At 64.7% G+C, this 19,178-nt stretch carries 18 protein-coding genes; 12 read left to right on the forward strand and 6 right to left on the reverse strand.

Annotated features, from left to right (window positions below):
• Positions 1-408: 408 nt before the first annotated feature.
• From V2L18_RS03905 to V2L18_RS03925, 5 genes are all read right to left on the reverse strand, one after another.
• Positions 409-2,217, reverse strand: a complete 1,809-nt coding sequence (locus V2L18_RS03905) for a methanol/ethanol family PQQ-dependent dehydrogenase (protein ID WP_336176505.1) — start codon at positions 2,215-2,217, stop codon at positions 409-411.
• 343 nt (positions 2,218-2,560) lie between these two features.
• Entirely contained in the window at positions 2,561-2,893 is a 333-nt protein-coding gene (locus V2L18_RS03910) for a hypothetical protein (RefSeq protein WP_336176506.1), read from the reverse strand.
• 124 nt (positions 2,894-3,017) lie between these two features.
• Positions 3,018-3,725 carry an ABC transporter ATP-binding protein gene (locus V2L18_RS03915; RefSeq protein WP_336176507.1) on the reverse strand — a complete coding sequence of 236 codons (708 nt, stop codon included), beginning with the start codon at positions 3,723-3,725 and terminating at the stop codon, positions 3,018-3,020.
• 1 nt (position 3,726) lies between these two features.
• Entirely contained in the window at positions 3,727-4,467 is a 741-nt protein-coding gene (locus V2L18_RS03920) for an ABC transporter permease (protein WP_336176508.1), read from the reverse strand.
• A gap of 88 nt (positions 4,468-4,555) precedes the next feature.
• A complete protein-coding gene (locus V2L18_RS03925) occupies positions 4,556-5,587 on the reverse strand; it encodes an ABC transporter substrate-binding protein (protein ID WP_336176509.1) in 1,032 nt (343 codons plus the stop codon).
• Between the two features lie 271 nt (positions 5,588-5,858).
• On the opposite strand from V2L18_RS03925, the gene V2L18_RS03930 reads away from it, so the two are divergent.
• The 5 genes from V2L18_RS03930 to V2L18_RS03950 all read left to right on the forward strand — a co-directional run bounded on the left by V2L18_RS03930 (position 5,859) and on the right by V2L18_RS03950 (position 9,343).
• Complete coding sequence (locus V2L18_RS03930; RefSeq protein ID WP_336176510.1) at positions 5,859-6,326, forward strand: GNAT family N-acetyltransferase; 468 nt, start codon at positions 5,859-5,861, stop codon at positions 6,324-6,326.
• Between the two features lie 190 nt (positions 6,327-6,516).
• Positions 6,517-7,239, forward strand: a complete 723-nt coding sequence (locus tag V2L18_RS03935; RefSeq protein ID WP_336176511.1) for a DUF1194 domain-containing protein — start codon at positions 6,517-6,519, stop codon at positions 7,237-7,239.
• 96 nt (positions 7,240-7,335) lie between these two features.
• Entirely contained in the window at positions 7,336-7,803 is a 468-nt protein-coding gene (locus tag V2L18_RS03940; RefSeq protein ID WP_336176512.1) for a MaoC family dehydratase, read from the forward strand.
• Between the two features lie 199 nt (positions 7,804-8,002).
• The gene (locus V2L18_RS03945; protein ID WP_336176513.1) at positions 8,003-8,386 is read left to right on the forward strand and encodes a carboxymuconolactone decarboxylase family protein; all 384 of its coding nucleotides are present in this window, start codon (positions 8,003-8,005) and stop codon (positions 8,384-8,386) included.
• A gap of 3 nt (positions 8,387-8,389) precedes the next feature.
• Positions 8,390-9,343: an NAD(P)-dependent oxidoreductase gene (locus tag V2L18_RS03950; RefSeq protein WP_336176514.1), complete on the forward strand. Its 954-nt coding sequence runs from the start codon at positions 8,390-8,392 to the stop codon at positions 9,341-9,343.
• A 39-nt stretch (positions 9,344-9,382) separates the two neighbouring features.
• Here the strand turns inward: V2L18_RS03950 and V2L18_RS03955 are convergent, their stop codons facing one another.
• On the reverse strand, positions 9,383-10,270 hold the full coding sequence (locus V2L18_RS03955; protein WP_336176515.1) for a MurR/RpiR family transcriptional regulator: 888 nt from the start codon (positions 10,268-10,270) through the stop codon (positions 9,383-9,385).
• A gap of 250 nt (positions 10,271-10,520) precedes the next feature.
• Here V2L18_RS03955 and V2L18_RS03960 point away from each other — a divergent pair, with 250 nt between their 5' ends.
• From V2L18_RS03960 to V2L18_RS03990, 7 genes are all read left to right on the forward strand, one after another.
• A complete protein-coding gene (locus tag V2L18_RS03960; RefSeq protein WP_336176516.1) occupies positions 10,521-11,297 on the forward strand; it encodes an N-formylglutamate amidohydrolase in 777 nt (258 codons plus the stop codon).
• A gap of 64 nt (positions 11,298-11,361) precedes the next feature.
• Positions 11,362-11,871 carry a TRAP transporter small permease subunit gene (locus tag V2L18_RS03965; RefSeq protein ID WP_336176517.1) on the forward strand — a complete coding sequence of 170 codons (510 nt, stop codon included), beginning with the start codon at positions 11,362-11,364 and terminating at the stop codon, positions 11,869-11,871.
• Positions 11,868-13,193 (forward strand): TRAP transporter large permease subunit, encoded by a 1,326-nt coding sequence (locus V2L18_RS03970; protein WP_336176518.1) that lies wholly within the window; start codon positions 11,868-11,870, stop codon positions 13,191-13,193. Before V2L18_RS03965 ends, V2L18_RS03970 begins: the two co-directional genes overlap by 4 nt.
• 140 nt (positions 13,194-13,333) lie before the next feature.
• Positions 13,334-14,386 carry a TRAP transporter substrate-binding protein gene (locus V2L18_RS03975; RefSeq protein WP_336176519.1) on the forward strand — a complete coding sequence of 351 codons (1,053 nt, stop codon included), beginning with the start codon at positions 13,334-13,336 and terminating at the stop codon, positions 14,384-14,386.
• 255 nt (positions 14,387-14,641) lie between these two features.
• Positions 14,642-16,012, forward strand: a complete 1,371-nt coding sequence (locus tag V2L18_RS03980) for a glutamine synthetase family protein (RefSeq protein ID WP_336176520.1) — start codon at positions 14,642-14,644, stop codon at positions 16,010-16,012.
• A 109-nt stretch (positions 16,013-16,121) separates the two neighbouring features.
• Complete coding sequence (locus tag V2L18_RS03985) at positions 16,122-17,510, forward strand: aldehyde dehydrogenase family protein (protein WP_336176521.1); 1,389 nt, start codon at positions 16,122-16,124, stop codon at positions 17,508-17,510.
• Positions 17,511-17,599: 89 nt separating this feature from the next.
• Entirely contained in the window at positions 17,600-18,766 is a 1,167-nt protein-coding gene (locus V2L18_RS03990; RefSeq protein WP_336176522.1) for an iron-containing alcohol dehydrogenase, read from the forward strand.
• Positions 18,767-19,178 lie beyond the last annotated feature (412 nt).

Raw genomic sequence — 19,178 nt, forward strand, 5'->3', positions numbered from 1 at the left:
GGCGCTTTTTCTGTTCCCGTTTGCCGATGCGGACGCGCTGAAAAGCCAAAACGCATAAAACCCTTCTCCCCGGATGGGCCGGAGCGGACGCGCTCGCGGCGCCGGCCTGGCCACATTCGCTTGCCGGTTAGACCCTGGCGCGAGGCCCGGCCTGCCGTTTCCTCCTCGACGGAAGCGGACTTGCGTATCGCGCGTCCGGCCCCTCCGCCATGTCGTCTTCTTCTGACCGCGATCTCTCCGGCAGGGCCGGAACGCCGCGGCATTTTCGTTTTCGTCGAATTGGTAGTCACTGGGTTCGAAAGACGGGGCCGGCTCGTCGGACCGGCCCCGCATCGGGTGTTCTTGCCCGGCCACTCGCCTTTTTTCGCAAGGCGGTGGTCCGGCTGGCGACCAGGCGCCTTGCGCGCCCTAGTCTGGGAGGGCGAACACCGTCAGTTGGCCGCCGAGGTTGGTGTAGCTCGACAGCGAGCGGTAGGCGCCCACGGCCCCGAGGCCTTCGGTGCCTTCCGTCAGGCCCGCCGCCAGACCGATGCCGGCCCATCCGCCGATACCGGAATAGACGCCGATATACTGCTTGCCGTTATGCTCGTAGGTGGTGACGTTGCCGATGATGCCCGACGGCGTCTTGAAGCGGTAAAGCTCCTTGCCCGTCTCCGCATCGACCGCCTTCAGGTAGCCTTCCAGCGTGCCGTAGAAGACGATGTCGCCTGCCGTGGCGAGCGCGCCGGACCACACCGAGAAGGGCTCGGGGATCGACCACTTGATCTCACCCTTGGCCGCGTCCCAGGCGATGAAGTTGCCGAGCCCGCCATGGCTGTTGGGGGCAGGGAACATCGACAGCGTCGCGCCCACATAGGGCTGGCCGGCGGTGTAGGAGACCTGGAAGGGCTCGTAGTCCATGCAGACGTGGTTGGTCGGCACGTAGAACAGGCCCGTCTTTGGCGAATAGGACGAGGGCTGCTGGTCCTTGGTGCCGAGCGCGGCCGGGCAGACGCCCTGGGTGTTCACGTCGGCGCCGTTCTGGTCGGTGGAGTAGTCGGACACCACCTGCGGCCGGCCGTACTGGTCGCTGGAGGGATCCATCACGACCTCGGTCGCCCAGTTGACGGCGGGGTCGTACTTCTTGGCCACCAGCAGTTCGCCGGTCTCCCGGTCGAGCGTGTAGGCAAAGCCGTTGCGGTCGGGATGGACGAGGGCCTTGTGCATCTTGCCGTCGACTTCCAGGTCCACCAGCATCATCTCGTTGACGCCGTCATAGTCCCATTCGTCGTGCGGGGTCATCTGGTAGACCCACTTGGCCATGCCGGTGTCGAGATCGCGGGCGAAGATCGTCATCGACCAGCGGTTGTCGCCGGGGCGCTGGGTCGGGTTCCAGGTGCCGGGGTTGCCCGAGCCGTAATAGACGAGGTTCAGCTCCGGGTCGTAGGAGAGCCAGCCCCAGGTGGCGCCGCCGCCCAGCTTCCACTGGTCGCCTTCCCAGGTCTTGAGGCTGGAATCCTTGCCCACCGGCTTGCCCAGATAGGTGGTCTTTTCCGGATCCAGCATGATCTTGTCGTCGGGACCGCTGGTATAGGCGCGCCAGGCCATCGAACCGTCGGCAATGTTGTAGGCGGTCATGTGGCCCTGAATGCCGAACTCGCCGCCGGAAATGCCGACCAGAACCTTGTCGCCGGCGACCATGGGCGCCGAGGTGCCGGTCTCGCCCTTGGAGGCGTCGCCGTTCTGGACCTTCCACTTCACCTCGCCCGTCTTGGCGTCGAGCGCCACCAGCGTCGTGTCGGCCTGGTGCAGGAAGATCATGCCGTTGCCATAGGCCACGCCGCGGTTGACCGTGTCGCAGCACATCACCGGAATGACATCCGGATCCTGCTTGGGCTCGTATTTCCAGATGATCCGGCCGTTGTCGTTGAGGTCGAGCGCGAAGACCTTGTTGGGGAACGGCGTGTGGACGTACATGATGTCGTCGATCACCAGCGGGCCGCCCTCGTGGCCGCGCAGCACGCCGGTCGAGAACGTCCAGGCGACCTGCAGGTTGCCGACGTTGCTCTTGTTGATCTGGTCGAGCTTTGAATAGCGCGTGCTGGAATAGTCGCCCAGCTGCATGACCCAGTTCTTCGGGTTTTTCTGCATCTCGACAAGCTCATCGTTCGCATATGCGAACGATGAGGCTGTCACGGCGACCATGCTGACGGCCGCCAGAACCTTAAACCTTTGCATTTCCATCCCCTACGCATGTGGTTGGCGTGCTTCGGCGGGCCTTGTTTTTATGCGGATGCCGGTCCCGCCGGTTCCGCTCCGCCGATCAGGCGCAAACGAGCATGCGGAGTCTGGAAAGACCCTAGGGTAATGTCGATAGCACCATAGTACTAACCGCTTGGCATGATTGATTAAGCTTGGAAATTACGGTCGATTTAACAGGTAAAATGCGAAGCGATTCAACTGGAATCGCCTCGTTTCGAAAGTTGCAGGCGATGGGGCGATCTTTCTCGCCCCCCGCCCGCTCTGTTTCTTGCCCTGTGGCACCGCTTTATACGGGCGACTGCGCCCGTGGGCCGCGTGCCTAACCGGGGACGGAAGGCACGTCGCGGCGCAGGTCGGGTTCCGCGTGGATGAACGTGAGATTCAGGGATGCCGAGATTTCGTCCGGCTGGGAGGTCGGTTCTTTCGAAATCGCGTCGAGTTTGGCGATGCTCTCCTCATCCAGCCTGACGCCCGCCTCGATCATGCGCTCGCGCAGCGTGGACAAGCGATCCGGCGGCAGGGCGAAGTGGAATGTCGTCGCGATGTTGGAGAACAGGGTATGGCTCTTGATCCACCCTCCGACGCCCATGACGGCATCGTTGATGTCCGCGCTGACCTGATGACGGTTTGTCCGTGTCACGCCGGCGAGCATGAGGATTTTCGATCGTCTGCTCACCTTACGTCCCCTTTCGCGCTGTTCGCGGAGTGCCTTTCTCCGCCAAGCGACAAAATAGGCGAGGAGAGAAAAACGGTCAAAGGAGCTTTGGGGCCGCACACTAGATCTGGAGCATGTCGGGATGGGCCGTGCCAAGCTCATCGAGCAGCACCGCCATGTACTCCGGCGTGCGCGCGTCCTGCGGCAGGGGCAGCGGCACATCGCCGGTCAGATGCGCGGGTTGCCCGTCGATCAACAGCAGTCGGTCGGCGAGTGCCACCGCTTCGCGCACATTGTGCGTGACCATCAGCACGGTCACCCCGCGCCCGCGCCACAGCTGCAGCAGAAGCGCGCGCATCCGCTTCGCCGTTGCCTCGTCGAGCGATACGAAGGGCTCGTCAAGCAGCAGGATATCCGGTGCGATGGCGAAGGCCCGCGCCAGCGCCACGCGCCGGGCAAGGCCCAGCGACAACTCGTCCGGGTAGCTCGATCGCATCGAGCCAAGGCCCAGCGTTTCGAAAAGCGTATTCAGATCGGGGGTCGCGTCCCTCGGCAGGGCCAGCCTCACGTTCTGTTCCACCGTGCACCAGGGCAGCAGGCGCGGCTCCTGAAAGACGGCGGCGATCCGGGCGTCGTGCGAGGGCGGGCGCACCTCGCCTTGAAAATCGCGGTCGAGCCCGAGCATGATCCGGAGCGTCGTGGTCTTGCCGCATCCCGACGGCCCGATCAGGCAGGTGAAGCTGCCCGGTTCCAGCGAGAAGGCGAGATCGCGCAGCACCGCGATCCGGCCGCCGTCGACCCGGTCGAAGTCCTTTGCGTCGATGCGCACGTCAAGCCGGCTTCGCGCGCCAGCGGGTAAGTCGTGTTTCAAGGGGCTGGACCAGCGTGTATTCGATGACGAGCATGACTGCGACGAAGGCGAAGGCGTAGCCGAGAATGGCGGTCACGTCGAAGAGTTGGAAATAGAGGTGGATCTGGAAGCCGACGCCGTTGGACCGGCCAAGCAGCTCCACCACCAGCACGATCTTCCAGATCAGGGCGAGGCCGGAGCGCGAGGCGGCGGCGAGATAGGGCTGGAGTTGCGGCAAGACCACGTGGCGCGCGGTCGTCAGCCGTGAGAAGCGGTAGACGCGGGCCATCTCGGCAAGCTTCGGATCGAGCGCCCGGGCGCCTTCTCTCAAAGTGATGACGACGTTCGGGATCTTGTTGAGCGCCACCGCCGTGATGGCGGCCGCCTCGCTCAGTCCGATCCAGATGTAGCACAGCACGATCAGCACCAGCGCCGGCATGTTGATGAGCAGGATGAGCCACGGGTCTAGCACCCGGTCGACCGTCCGTTTCTGGCCCATCAGGAGCCCCAGCGCCGTGCCGACCACCATGGAAATGGCGAAGGCCGCGATCACGCGGGCGAGCGTGACCGCGAGGTGGAAGAAGAGCTCGCCCGTCGACGCCTCGCGCGCCATGAAGGCGGCGACCGCAAGCGGCGAGGGCACGTCGGGATCGTTCGCCCACCAGGCAGCCAGCGACCAGACGAGGAAGAAGCCCGCCAGCGACAGCGCGCCGGGAGCCATGCGCCACCGGCGCCGATGCGCGCGGCCCGTGCCCGACAAACCCGGGCGCGCCGTTCGCGCGCTTTCCCCGACCGTCTCCGCACTCACCTCACGACCCGTCGACAAGGGCGGGCCAGAAGGTGCCGGGAGACATCTCGGTGGCGGGGCCGACGAGCTTGTCGCCGCCAAGCCGGGCCAGAAGCTCGTAGATATGGGCGGTGTCCGTTATTTCCGCCTTCAGCGGACGTTCGGGAATGCCGGCGCGAAAACGCTCGCGCAGCGTCTCGAACGTTGCCTGATCTTCCGCTCCCATGGCCGGCCTCAGCTCCTCCCAGGCGGCGTCGGAGGTCTTCAGCAGGTCCTTGGTCTGCCGCGACGCGTGCACGAACCCGAGCATCGCCTTGCGGTGCTCATCGGCCCAGCTCTCGTCGAAGACATAGCCGATTGCGGAAATGGCCCCTTCCGCACCGAGCCGGATCGCCGCGTCGTTGGCGTCGAGCACCCGGCGGAAGCCCTTCGCCTCCAGCCGCGCGGCGTAGTGCCAGTAGTTGAGCACGGCGTCGAGTTCGCCCTGTTCGAGCTTCCGGGCCAGAAGCGGCGGCGCGCCGTAGATGATCTCGTTCTCGCTCGCCGGATCGAAGCCCGCATCGCGCTGGCCAAGCCCGCGCAGGGTAAGCCAGCCCTTGTCGAGCGGCCCGCCGGCGACCCCGACCTTGCGGCCCTTGAGGTCCTTAAGTTCCCTGATATCGGAATTGGCGGGCACCATCAGCGCACCGACCGACGAGGAAAAGGGCACGAAGGTGAAGTCCTTTCCCGCCGCCCGCTGGCGCGAGACCCAGAGCCAGTCGGAAACGATGATATCGACTTCGCCCGCCTGCAGCGCCACCAGCGTCGCCTGGTTGGAGGCGAACGGCACCATCTCCACCGCGATGCCGTTCTGCGCATCGAAGCCGTGGCTGACGAGGCTCGTCAGTTCCCAGTTGACCGTGCCGTATTTCAGGACGCCGACGCGGATGGTCTCGGCGGCGTGGGCTCTCCCTGCGCCGGCGAGCCCCGCGCCGGCCACCCCGGCTCCGGCCGTCATCGAAACGGCCAGGGCGGCGGTCATGGCCGCCGCCGCCATGATTATGAAGATGCGCATATGTCCTCCCGGGCGCCGCGGAACCGGCTCTGGTGCCGCCGGTGTCCTCGCGGGGCTTCGATTTTCGCCGTTTTCGCGTCTTGGTGCGCGATACGGCCTTGGTTCCGTAGCGATAGTAACGAATGAGGGGAGGGCTTGAATATAGTGCCTAAGGGCAAGGTCGCCGCGCCGACGTTCTCGCGGCGGTGACAGGCCTGCTATACGGCGCGCCGATGGTCCCGGCGCTCCCGGGAGCGCATTTCCTCCCGCCCACCCAAGATCCGGAACAGTCATGACGGCCTCCCCTCTTTCGATCCGCCCATATGCCCCCTCGGACATGAAGATCCTGTCCGCGATCTGGCTGGAAGCCTCGCTCGAGGCCCACGGGTTTCTGGGAGAAGAGCTTCTGCGCAGCCAGCGGGCGCTCATCGAGGAGAGCTATCTGGCTGAGGCCGATGTCTGGGTGGCGTGCCTTGAGGGTGCCCCCGTCGGGTTCATCGGCCTGCTCGATGCCTTCATCGGCGGTCTGTTCGTCGACCCAGCTCGACAGGGGCAGGGCATCGGCCGTGCGCTCGTGGCCCATGCCTGTGCGCGCAAGGGCGAGCTGTCGCTCGAAGTCTATGCCGAGAACGGGGCCGCCTGCGCCTTCTATCGCGCTCTGGGCTTTTGCGAGACCGAGCGGCGCGCCATCGATGACAACGGCCTGCCGCACGAGAATATCCGCATGCGCCTTGCCCCCAAAGGCGGGCCGAGCGCCTGACGGCAAAAGCCGTTCTCGCCGTCCCGATGCCCTTCTCCATTCCCCTTCCGCAGCGGTTGCGCCATCTACGTAGGCGCACTGCTTGCGCCTTTGCGCGAATAAGCGCAATAATTGCGCTTGTCCGTTGGCTGAGGGGCAATGACGGAGGGCGGAGATGCGGTCGGCGAGGAGCTTGGCGATAGGCGCGGCTATGGTCGCAGCGGTATGCGTGGGGTGGGGTACGGATCGGGCGCAGGCGGAGGAGCCGGCGGTTCCGGATGCCTTCGTTCCGCTTGCTCTGGTGCTGTTGACGGATGTCTCCTACAGCGTCGATGCAAACGAGTACGTTCTGATCAAGGAGGGCTACCGCACGGCCTTCGCCGATGCCGACGTCATCGCGACCATCGAGGCCGCCGGCGGTGTCGCGGTGAGCTACGTTGAGTTCTCCGACCGCAACGCGGTTGAAACGGTACTCGACTGGCGGGTCCTGCGCGGAAAGGCCGATGCCGTCGCCTTCGGCCTTGCGATCGCCGCCGCCCCGCGCACCAGCGCGGGCAACACCGCGCTTGAGGCAGGCCTGCGCGCGGCGACAAGCAAGCTCGTCGAAAGTCCGTTCCCGGAAGCGCGCATGGTGATCGATGTGGCGAGCGATCTCGCCTGGGACGGCGGGCGCGCGGCGGTTTCGCGAGACGAGGCGGTGGCGGCCGGCATCACCATCAACGGCCTGCCGATCATCGAACAGACCCGCATCGCCAGCATCGACGGTCGGCTGGTGTTTCCGGGCTACCAGCCGCCCGACGGCATCGCCGGCTTCTTTCGGCGCGACGTCATCGGCGGCAACGGCGCCTTTCTCGTCGAGGCCCGGGATTTCCGCGATTTCGGCGCGGCGTTGCGCAGGAAGCTGCTACGTGAACTCATGATCGCGAAAAACTGAAATTTACGGGCGGTACGTTTCTGGTCTATGAGATCTCCTTGACGCTGCAGTGCAGCATATACTGTGGTAAGTCAGAAACGGATGCCGGAACCAGTTATGGATCAGAGAGTTGATGCGCATGCCTATGCGCAACGTATCGGTGAGGAAGTCGGCGTATCGGGCTGGATCACCATCACGCAAGCCATGATCGACACCTTCGCCGATCTGACGTTCGATCATCAGTTCATCCATGTGGACGCCGAGCGCGCCGCCAAGGACGGCCCTTTCGGCGGCACCATCGTCCACGGGTTCCTGACCCTGTCGCTGCTCACCCGCATGGCGCGCGAGGCCGAACCGGCCATTCAGGGCGCGGGCATGCTGATCAACTACGGATTCGAGAAGGTGCGCTTCCTGCATGTGGTGCCGACCGGCGGCCGGGTGCGCGGGCGGGTGCAACTCGTCTCTTCGGAAGAGCGAAAGCCCGGCGAATTCACCTTCTGTCACCGCATCACTGTGGAGATCGAGGGCATCGACCGGCCCGCACTGGTCGCGGACTGGCTGACCCGGCAATACGTCAACGGCTGAGCGTTTGCCGCTTATTCCCCACAGTCGTCCCAGACGGCGCCATAGGCGCAAGGAACGACTGTTCATTCTCCCTGCTATTTGATTAATATGGCAAGTAATTGCCGCTTGGTCCGCTACCGTTCCTGGCAGCGGATCTCCGTGGCATTACCTAGGAGGAGGTCGTGCACCGATCGTCGGCGCACGGGATGGGGAGGAAAACATGCCAAACGACGACACCTTCGCGCGCGGGCTTGAGGTCCGCCGCGCAATGTTCGGGCCGGAGGGAGCCGAACAGCAGACCGAGGCCGCGACGGATTTTACCTGGCCATTGCAGGACATGGTCACGCGCTACTGCTTCGGCGAGATCTGGAACCGGCCGGGTCTCGACCGCAAGCAGCGCTCGATGATCACGCTTGCCATGCTGGTCGCCCTCGGCCGTCCGCACGAGATCAAGACCCACGTTCGCGGCGGGCTGAAGAACGGGCTCAGCAAGGAGGAGATCCGCGAGATCCTCGTCCATTCCATGCTCTATTGCGGCATTCCCGCCTCGGTCGACGGCCACCGCGCGGCCGGCGAAGTGTTTGCAGAACTGGGAATGGAGTAGATCATGGCGGAGGTCTCACGACTTGACAACGCGTCGGCGGAGCGGATTGGCTTCGTCGGCATCGGCAACATGGGCTGGCCGATGGCCGCCAATCTCGCCCGCGCCGGCTTCAAGCTTGGCGTCTACGACACCGATCCCGACCGCGCCGCGCGTTTTGCCGCCGAATTCGGGGCGCAGGCGGCGCGCACGCCGGCCGATCTCGGTGCCATGTGCGATATCGTCGTCACCATGCTGCCGACGGGCGCGATCGTCCGGCGCGTGCTGCTGGGCGCGGAAAATGGCGGGGCGGACGGCGCGGCGGACCAGGCTTTGGCGTCCGCTCTCGCGCCTGGCGCCCTTCTCATCGACATGTCGTCCTCCGATCCGCTCGGCACGCGCGAACTGGGCGCGGCCTTGCGCGAGCGCGGTGTCGCGTTGGTCGATGCCCCCGTTTCCGGCGGCGTTCCGCGCGCCCGCGACGGCACGCTCGCCATCATGCTGGGCGCCGACGATCCGGCCGAGGCGCGCCGGGCCCGGCCGGTGCTTGGCGCGATGGGGCGCGACATCTTCGAGACCGGCCCGCTCGGCTCCGGCCACGCGATGAAGGCGCTCAACAACTACGTCGCCGCCGCAGGCTTTGCCGCTGCCTCCGAGGCGCTCATCGCGGGCAAGGGCTTCGGGCTCGACCCGGCCGTGATGATCGACATCATGAACGTCTCCACCGGGCGCAATTTCTCCACCGAGAGCACGATCAAGTCGCAGGTGCTGACGCAGGATTATGCCTCCGGCTTCGCCCTTGCCCTGCTCGCCAAGGACGTCGGCATCGCGGCCGATCTCGCGCAAGGTCTCGGTCTCGACCTGCCACTCGTTGAAACCACCAGCCGGATCTGGTTCTCAGCCCGCGACGCGATCGGTGGCGAGAAGGATCATACCGAGGCAATCCGCGCATGGCAGGAAACAGCGCGTGAGGACGGCTGACGGAAAGCGGCCGGGCCCGCAGGGCGCCCCATCACCCCCTTAACCCTCCCGCATCCGCTCCAGCGCATCGATTCTGGGCCTTGCGCTTTCCCACAGCGCTTCGGTCGTTGCCGCGACCAGCGCTTCCGCCAGGCCCAGGATCGCCACGGTGGAATCCCAGTTGGAGGGCGCCGCCACGCGCGCGGCGAGCACGTGCCGGGCATGGGCGGCGATCGGCGAAAGCCATTGGTCGGTCAAAAGCACGATCGGTGCATTGCGCTTTGCCGCGGCTGCCGTGAAGCGGGCGAGATCGTCGGAATAGCGGCGGATGTCGAAGACGATCAGCAGATCCTTGCGCGACATGTCGAGCAGCTGGTCGCGCCAGTTGTCGGCCTGCCCGGCGAGGTGGATGACGCCCGGGCGCACGATCCTCAGGTGGGCGGAGAGATAGCGCGCCAGTCCATCGGTGAACCGGCCGCCGATCACGTAGATCTGTCCGCGCGTCTGCGCCACCAGCTTGACCGTCGCCTCGAACTCGCCGCCCGGCAGATGCGCGAAGGTCTGCGCCAGATTGTCGGCCAGCGCGGAGCGGAAACGTTCCAGGAAGGCGTCGCTTCCCGTGGCTGCGGGCTGTTGCGGGATGTCGCGCTTGGCAAGCGGGGTGGCGAGCTGGGCGTTCAACTCCGCCCGCAGTGCGCGCTGGAAGTCGGGATAGCTGTCGAAACCGAGCTTGGCGACGAAGCGCAGGATCGTCGGTGCGCTGACCGAGGCGCGCCGGGCGAATTCCGCCACGGTTTCAAGGCCGGTGACCGGGTAACCCGCCAGCAGCGTGCGTGCGGCCTTCTGCTCCGTCGCGGTCAGTTCGTGCAGCCCGGCGCGGATGGCCTCCGCCACCGTTTCCTGTCCCCCCGTTTGCCCCGTCTTCTGGCCACGCGTCGCCATCGTCATGACGCCCGCTCCTGCTGGACAAAGTGCCCCAACGTATTTTCCCCTCTGGTCGAAATTGACAGTGCCGTCCGACACTGTAATATCTCAAAAAGAGAACGATGAAAAATACCATTCTGTAACATTCGTTACGGAGGTCGCGGGCTGTCGCAAGCGCGCGGTGGAGCCGCTGGCGGCGGATTGGGGATGCTCTGGCCAAGGCATTGGGACAGGGCATTGGGCGAGAGCGTGGGACGAGTGCTTGGGGGAGCGCATGGCGGGTGATCCGGTTTCGGCGGAATACAGGCCGGTCGTGGTGTCGAACGCGGCTGGCGCTTCCGACTTCGTCATCCTGTGCGATCACGCCTGCAACGACATTCCCCTGCCGCTCACCGATATGGGCCTGTCCGCCGAGGCGTTGCGCAGCCATATCGCCTGGGATCCCGGCGCGCTGGCCGTATCGCAGGCGCTGAGCGAGCGGCTCGACGCCGTGCTCATCCATCCCACGGTGTCGCGCCTCGTCATCGACTGCAACCGCGCGGCCGATGCGCCCGATCTCATTCCCGAAATCAGCGAAACGACCGGAATCCCGGGCAATGCGGGTCTAGATCCGCGCGAGCGCGAGCGCCGGATCGAGCGCGTGCACCGTCCCTATCACGAGGCCATCGACGCGCTGCTCGACGACCGCGAAGGCGAGGGGCGGCAAAGCCTGCTCGTCGCCGTGCACAGCTATACGCCCGTCTACAAGGGCACGAAGCGGCCCTGGCATGTCGGCATCCTGTCGGACAGGGACCGCCGGCTGGCCGATATCTTGCTTGAACAACTGGGCCGGGACGCGACGTTGGTTGTTGCCGACAACGCGCCCTATTCGCCCGACGACGGGGTCTACTACACGCTCGCCGTGCATGGCGAGGCGCGCGGGCATGCCTGCGTGATGATCGAGATCCGCAACGACGAGATCGCTTCGAAGGAGACCCAGCGCGCCTGGGCGGAGCGTCTTGCCGTTGCACTGGCATCCGCTCGGGAGGCGGTCATCAAGGAACAGGTCTGACCACTGCGAAAAAGACAGGGCAGACATCCCCGGCGACGGGGCACCACGACAGGGAACGTTGGCTGTGCCGAAAGCAATCAGGACCTACGTGCGATGGGTCGATGCGGTGAACCGCGTCGTCGGCCTTTTCGCCATGTACCTCGTCTTCGCGATGATGGGCATCCTGCTCTATTCGTCGTTCATGAACTCGTTCTTCATCCCGCCGCTGTGGGGGCTGGAGATGGCGCAGTTCCTGATGGTCGCCTACTACATGCTCGGCGGCGCCTGGTCGCTTCAGGCCGATGACCACGTGCGCATGGATCTGGTCTACGGCCGCTGGTCGCCGCGCTCGCGCGCCATCATCGATGCGATCACGGTGATCTTCCTGCTCGTCTATCTCGTGGTGCTGCTCTACGGCGGCATTTCCTCCACCATCTATGCCTTCGAGTACGGCGAGCGCAGCTACTCCTCGTGGCGGCCCTACATGGCGCCGATCAAGGTGATCATGTGCATCGGCATCACGTTGATGCTGCTGCAGGCGCTGGCAATCTTCTTCAAGGATCTGGCGGTTGCCCGCGGGGAGAGCCTCTCGTGAGCTACGAACTCATTGCCATCCTGATGTTCTCCACGATGATGGTGCTGCTGATCACCGGTCAGCGCGTCTATGGCGCCATTGGCTTCGTCGCGGTCATCTTCTCGCTGCTGCTGTGGGGCACCGGCGGCTCGGAAATGGCGTTCTCCGCCTCCATCAAGCTGATGAAGTGGTATCCGCTGCTGACCCTGCCGATGTTCATCTTCATGGGCTACATGCTGTCGGAATCCGGCATCGCCGACGATCTCTACAAGATGTTCCATGTGATGATGGGACCGGTGAACGGCGGGCTCGCCATCGGCACCATCCTCTTGATGGTGATCATCTCCGCGATGAACGGCCTTTCGGTCGCCGGCATGGCGATCGGCGCCTCGATCGCGCTGCCGGAACTTCTGCGCCGCGGCTACAACAAGGTGATGGTCACCGGCGTCATCCAGGCCGGTTCCTCGCTCGGCATCCTGGTGCCGCCGTCGGTCGTCCTCGTGCTCTACGGCATGATCGCACGCCAGCCGGTCGGCCAGCTCTGGCTCGCCGGCGCGTTGCCGGGGCTGCTGATGGCCGCGCTCTTCATCCTCTACATCGCTGTGCGCTGCTGGATCACCCCGGAATACGGTCCCGCGCTGGAGAGGGAGGCCCGCGAGAAGCTCACCGCAAAGGACAGGCTCCGCTTCGCGGTCGCCGGCATCATCCCGCTCCTGATCTTCGCCGCGATGATGGGGCTTTTCGTGACGGGCAAGACGAGCCTCGTTGAAAGCTCCGCCGTCGGCGCGCTCGGTGCGATGCTGGCCGCGCTCGTGCGCGGACGGCTCACCTTCAAGGTGCTGCACGAGACCACGCAGAAGACGCTCGGCATCTCCTGCATGTTCATGTGGATCATCCTTGCCGCGCTTGCCTTCGGCGCGGTCTTCGACGGGCTCGGCGCGGTCAAGGCGATCGAGGCCTTCTTCGTCGACCGGCTGGAACTCAGCCCCTGGGAGATCCTGATCCTGATGCAGCTCTCCTACCTGATCATGGGCATGTTCCTGGACGACACGGCGATGCTCGTCATCGTCGCGCCGCTCTACATCCCGCTCGTCAGGGCGCTGGGCTTCGATCTCGTGTGGTACGGCGTGCTCTACACGATCACCTGCCAGATCGCCTACATGACCCCGCCGTTCGGCTACAATCTCTTCCTGATGCGGGCGATGGCCCCGCCCCAGGTCTCATTGATGGACATCTATCGCTCGGTCATCCCCTTCGTGGGGGTGATGATCCTGGCTCTGATCATTGTGACCGCATTTCCGCAGATCGCCCTTTGGCTGCCGCATCTCGTCTACAGCCGCTAGCGACAAAACAAGACACCGGGGCAGGGCGACCCCGGGCACCTGGAGAGGACGTTCGATACGAAAGACAGGCGCTGCCGGCAAAGGCGTCAGACCAAAACCGACCGGCAGGCCCGTGAACTACCAGCAGGGGAATGAAAGACATGACCAACAGACGCGACTTCCTGAAGAACGCCGGTCTGGCCACGGCTGCCGCCGCGGGTGCCTCGACGCTTGCCGCACCCGCCGTTCATGGCCAGACGCCGATCAAGTGGCGCCTGCAGACCTATGCCGGCCCGGCTCTGGCCGAGCACGTCATCAAGCCGGCGATCGACGACTTCAACAAGGTCGCCAACGGCGAGATGGTGATCGAACTCTACACCGCTGACCAGCTGGTGCCGACGGGCGAACTCTTCCGCGCCATGCAGAACGGTACCATCGACGCCGTGCAGTCGGACGACGATTCCATGGCGGCGCCGGTCGATGTGGCCGTCTTCGGCGGCTATTTTCCTTTCGCCACGCGCTATTCGCTCGACGTGCCGGTGCTGTTCAACCAGTGGGGCCTCAACGAGATCTGGGAAGAGGCCTACGGCGAGGTCGAGGGCGTCAAGTGGCTGTCGGCCGGCTCCTGGGATCCGTGCCACTTCAACACCAAGGACCCGATCCGCTCGCTTGAGGATCTGAAGGGCAAGCGCGTCTACACCTTCCCGACCGCCGGCCGCTTCCTGTCGCGCTTCGGCGTCGTGCCGGTCAACATTCCTTACGAGGACGCGGAAGTCGCCGTGCAGACCGGCGAACTCGACGGCATCGCCTGGTCGGGCATCACCGAGGATTACACGGTCGGCTGGGCGAACGTGACGCCGTACTTCCTCACCAACAACATCTGCGGCGCCTGGATCGGCTCGTTCTTCGCCAATTCCGAGAAGTACGAGGCGCTGCCCGATCACCTCAAGACGCTTTTGAAGCTGGCGATGGACAGCTCGCACTACTACCGCCAGCACTGGTACTGGGGCGGCGAGGCGAAGCTGCGCGTTGAAGGCACCAAGATGCAGCTCACCACCATTCCCGATGCAGAATGGCAGACGGTGGAAGACGCCGCCCAGGAGTTCTGGGACGAGATCGCGGCGGAAAGCGAGCGCAAGGCCAGGGTGGTGAAGATCCTGCGCGATTACTCCGCCGCCATGAAGAAGGCCGGCCGGCCCTATCGCTACAGCTAGGCGGCCTTCTTGCTCCCAACCCTCCATCATCCCCGGCTTTGTCCGGGGGATCCATGGCAGGTCGCAGCGCAGATGGCGACCGGATTGGATTGCCCGGACAAAGCCGGGCAATGACGGCGGAGAGAACGGGAGTGGCGCTGCGACACCGGTCCCGGGCTTCGCATCTCAGATGCCCGGACCTTTCTCGCCCCCCCAACAAGGGGGAGCCGACTGCCACTATTCCCGGCCTTCGTGCCGCAACAAGAGACGGTCTCCATGTCTGGCAATCTTTCGTTCGATGATCTCAAAAGGGCCGTGGACGCCGGCGAGATCGATACGGTCCTCGTCTGCTTCACCGACATGCAGGGCCGCCTGATCGGCAAGCGTTTCCATGCCCGCTTCTTCGTCGATGGCGGCCATGAGGAAACCCACGGCTGCGACTACCTGCTCGCCAACGACATCGACATGGAGCCGGTGCCGGGCTACGCGGCGACGAACTGGGCGACCGGCTACGGCGACTTCGTCATGAAGCCGGACATGGCGACGCTGAGGCGCATTCCGTGGCTTGAGGGCACAGCTCTGGTGCTGTGCGACGTGCTGGATCACCACCACCACGAGCCGCTGCCCCATTCCCCGCGCGCGATCCTCAAGAGCCAGATCGACCGGCTGGAGGAAAAGGGTTTTCGCGCGTTCTTCGCCTCGGAACTGGAATTCTACCTGTTCGACGAGACCTACGAGAGCGCGCGACAGAAGCGCTATGGCGATCTCGATACCGCCGGGCGCTACATCGAGGACTACCACATCTTCCAGACGTCCAAGGAAGAAGGCGTCATGCGCGCCATTCGCAACGGTCTGCAGGAGGCCGGCATTCCGGTGGAGAACTCCAAGGGCGAGTGGGGACCGGGTCAGGAGGAGATCAACGTCCGCTACACCGATGCGCTGGAGATGGCCGACCGCCATGTCGTCTTGAAGAACGGCATCAAGGAGATCGCGCATCTGGCCGGCAAGGCCGTCACCTTCATGGCGAAATGGGATTACGAGCTCGCCGGCAACTCCGCCCATGTCCACGCCTCGCTTTGGGATAAGGCCGGCAAGACGCCGCTCTTTTACGATAAGGGTGCAGACTACGGCATGTCGGCGCTGATGAAGAGTTTCATGGCCGGCCAGCTCAAATATGCGGCCGACATGACGGTGTTCCTCGCGCCCTACATCAACTCCTACAAGCGGTTTCAATCCGGCACCTTCGCACCGACGAAGCTCGTGTGGTCGCGCGACAACCGCACCGCTGGCTTCCGCCTGTGCGGTGAGGGGACGAAGGCGATCCGCACCGAGTGCCGCATCGGCGGCGCCGATCTCAACCCCTATCTCGCCTTCGCAGCGCTCATCGCCACGGGGCTCGCCGGCATCGAGGAGGGGCTGGAGCTTGGCAGTCCCCATGTGGGCGATGCCTATGTGGGCGAGGATCTTCGCGAAATCCCGAAAACCCTGCGCGAGGCGACGGCGGCGCTCGACGGCTCTGAACTGATGCGGAAAACGTTCGGCGACGCGATGGTCGACCACTATGTCCACACCGCGAAATGGGAACAGCTGGAATACGACCGCCGCGTCACCGATTGGGAGTTGAAGCGCGGCTTCGAGAGATATTGAGTGGGAAGGTGACCAGTGGTGAGGTGGCGCGGCACTTCGGCCGAAACGCTCCTTCCAAACCGCATAATACGACCAAGGCCAAAAAGCCGATCAAACCTGGAACATCGAAATGTCCGAAACCGTGAAACTCGTCTCTCCCGTCGACGGCTCCGTCTATGTCGAGCGGCCTGTCGCCTCCGTCGGTGACATCGCCAATGCGGTGGCGGCCGGAAAGGCCGCGCAGGCCGAATGGGCCGGGGTCTCCATCGCCGAGCGCGGGAAATACGTCCTCGCCGCGCTCGAGGCGCTTCTCGCCATGAACGGGGAGATCGTGCCGGAGCTTGCCTGGCAGATGGGCCGGCCGGTGCGCTACGGCGGCGAGATGGGCGGCGTGGAGGAACGCACCCGCTACATGGTGGAATTGGCGGAAAGCGCGCTGAAGGACGTGGTGCCCGCGCCAAAGGCCGGCTTCACCCGTTACGTGAAGCGCGTGCCCGTCGGCCTCGTCATGGTCATCGCGCCGTGGAACTATCCCTTCCTGACCGCCGTCAACACCATCATGCCGGCGCTGATGGCCGGCAATGCCGTGCTCTTGAAGCACGCGGCGCAGACGCTCGTCGTCGGCGAACGCTTCCAGAAGGCCTTCGATGCGGCCGGCCTGCCCAAGGGCCTCTTCCAGAACATCGTGCTCTCGCATGCCCAGACCGAAGCCCTGCTTGGCTCCGGCGATATCGACCACATCAACTTCACGGGCTCCGTGGCGGGCGGCCGGGCGATCGAGCGGGCGGCCGCCGGCACCTTCGCGACCCTCGGTCTGGAGCTCGGCGGCAAGGATCCGGCGCTCGTTCGCGCGGATGCGGACCTCGACCAGACCATCGCCAGTCTGGTGGACGGCGCCTTCTTCAATTCCGGCCAGTGCTGCTGCGGCATCGAGCGCGTCTACGTGCACGAGGCCGTCTACGACCGCTTCGTCGAGGGCTTCGTCGACATGACGAAGCAGTACGTGCTCGGCAATCCGCTGGAAGAGGCGACGACGCTCGGGCCGATGGCGCAGACGCGCTTTGCCGAGTGGGTGCGCGAGCAGACGGCGGAAGCCGTGCGCAAGGGGGCCACGCCGCTCATCGACACCTCGAAATTCGCCATGGACAAGCCCGGCTCGCCCTATCTGGCGCCGCAGGTGCTCGTCAATGTCGATCACCAGATGTCGGTGATGCGCGAGGAGAGTTTCGGCCCCGTCGTCGGCATCATGAAGGTGCATGGCGACGAGGACGCCATCCCGCTGATGAACGACAGCCCCTACGGCCTCACCGCCTCGATCTGGACGAGGGACGAAGGCGTCGCGGCGGCCATAGGCGACCAGATCGAAACCGGCACGGTCTTCATGAACCGCTGCGATTACGTTGATCCCGGGCTCGTGTGGACCGGCGTGAAGGATACCGGTCGCGGCGGCGCACTCTCCTCCATCGGCTACGAGAACCTGACGCGGCCTAAGTCCTATCACCTGCGCACCGAGATCTGATCGGGCGCGCTCCTGCCGGAAATGCCCGGGCGCGGTCTCGTCAGCACGGGCCGCGTCTCCTTTCTCATCTTCCTTTCAACGGGTCCATCATGACGACATCGCCTTCAGCCAACTGGTCCTATCCAACCTCCATCCGCTTCGGCGCCGGACGCATCAAGGAACTCGCCAAGGCGGCGACCGCCGCCGGCATCTCCCGGCCGCTCTTCGTCACCGATCCTGGCCTTGCCGGCCTGCCGATCACGGCCGCCGCGCTCGACGTGCTGAAGGAGGCGGGCATGGAGGCGCAGCTCTTTTCCGACGTGCAGCCCAATCCCGTCTCCGCCAATGTCGCTGCGGGCGTTGCCGCCTACCAGGCCGGCGGGCATGACGGCGTCATCGCCTTCGGCGGCGGTTCCGCGCTCGATGCCGGCAAGTGCATCGCCTTCATGACCGGCCAGACGCGTCCGATCTGGGATTTCGAGGATGTGGGCGACTGGTGGAAGCGCGCGGACGCCGACGGCATCGCCCCCATCGTCGCCGTGCCGACGACGGCCGGCACCGGTTCCGAGGTCGGGCGCGCCGGCGTGGTGACCAACGAGGAGACCCACACCAAGAAGGTGATCTTCCATCCGCTGATGCTGCCGAAGATCGTCATCTGCGATCCGGAGCTGACAGTCGGCATGCCGCCGGCGATTACAGCCGGCACCGGCATGGATGCGCTCGCCCATTGCCTGGAGGCCTATTGCGCGCCCTCCTACCATCCGATGTCGGAAGGCATCGCGGTGGAGGGCATGCGCCTCGTCAGGCAAGCCCTGCCGCGCGCCTACAAGGATGGCTCCGATATCGAGGCCCGCGCGCACATGATGTCGGCCGCCGCCATGGGGGCGACCGCCTTCCAGAAGGGGCTCGGCGGCATCCATGCGCTCTCCCACCCAGTCGGCGCGCTCTACAACACCCATCACGGCCTGACCAACGCGGTCTTCATGCCCTACGTGCTGGTCCACAACCGCAGCGCCATCGAGGGCAAGATGGGTCGGCTTGCCGCGTTCCTGGAACTGAGGGAGGCGAGCTTCGACGGCTTCCTCGCCTGGGTGATGGAAATGCGCGAAAGCCTCGGCATCCCGAACACCATCGCCGAACTCGGGCTGGACGATGCGAAAGCGGATCTGATTGCCGAAATGGCGGTCGTCGATCCGACCGCGGGCGGAAACCCGGTGGAACTCACCAAGGAGGGCGCGCGGGCGATCTTCGACGCGGCCCTGACCGGAAAGCTCTGATCCGAAGCCTCCGGAAATCGCCCCTTTGAGAGCTGCGGGAGTCCATGCAATCCGCATGTGGCTCCCTTGCGGCATTGCCGGATCCGGGTTCGCATCGGCGCGATTACACGTAAAAAATGTAGAATAGAATTTTTACAACCAAATGTAGAAACGCGTATGACGTTGTGGTAGGGTGAATCATCGTCGGCTGGATCGTCATTTCAAAAGCCGGCCGACAGGTGACTTGCTCACGCTGTCATATCAGTGACACCGATGTGAGTCACAAATGGAAGGAATTTATTTATTTATAATATGAAGTACCCGTGCCGGGGTCATGTTTAAATTAATATGTTTCAATATATATATTAACGTGGTGTCAAAGGAAGACTTTAGATCCCGGCATGAAAATTGATGGCCGGTGTTTTAGCCGGCT

The organism is Breoghania sp. JC706 (assembly GCF_037026715.1).
Taxonomy (GTDB): domain Bacteria; phylum Pseudomonadota; class Alphaproteobacteria; order Rhizobiales; family Stappiaceae; genus Breoghania.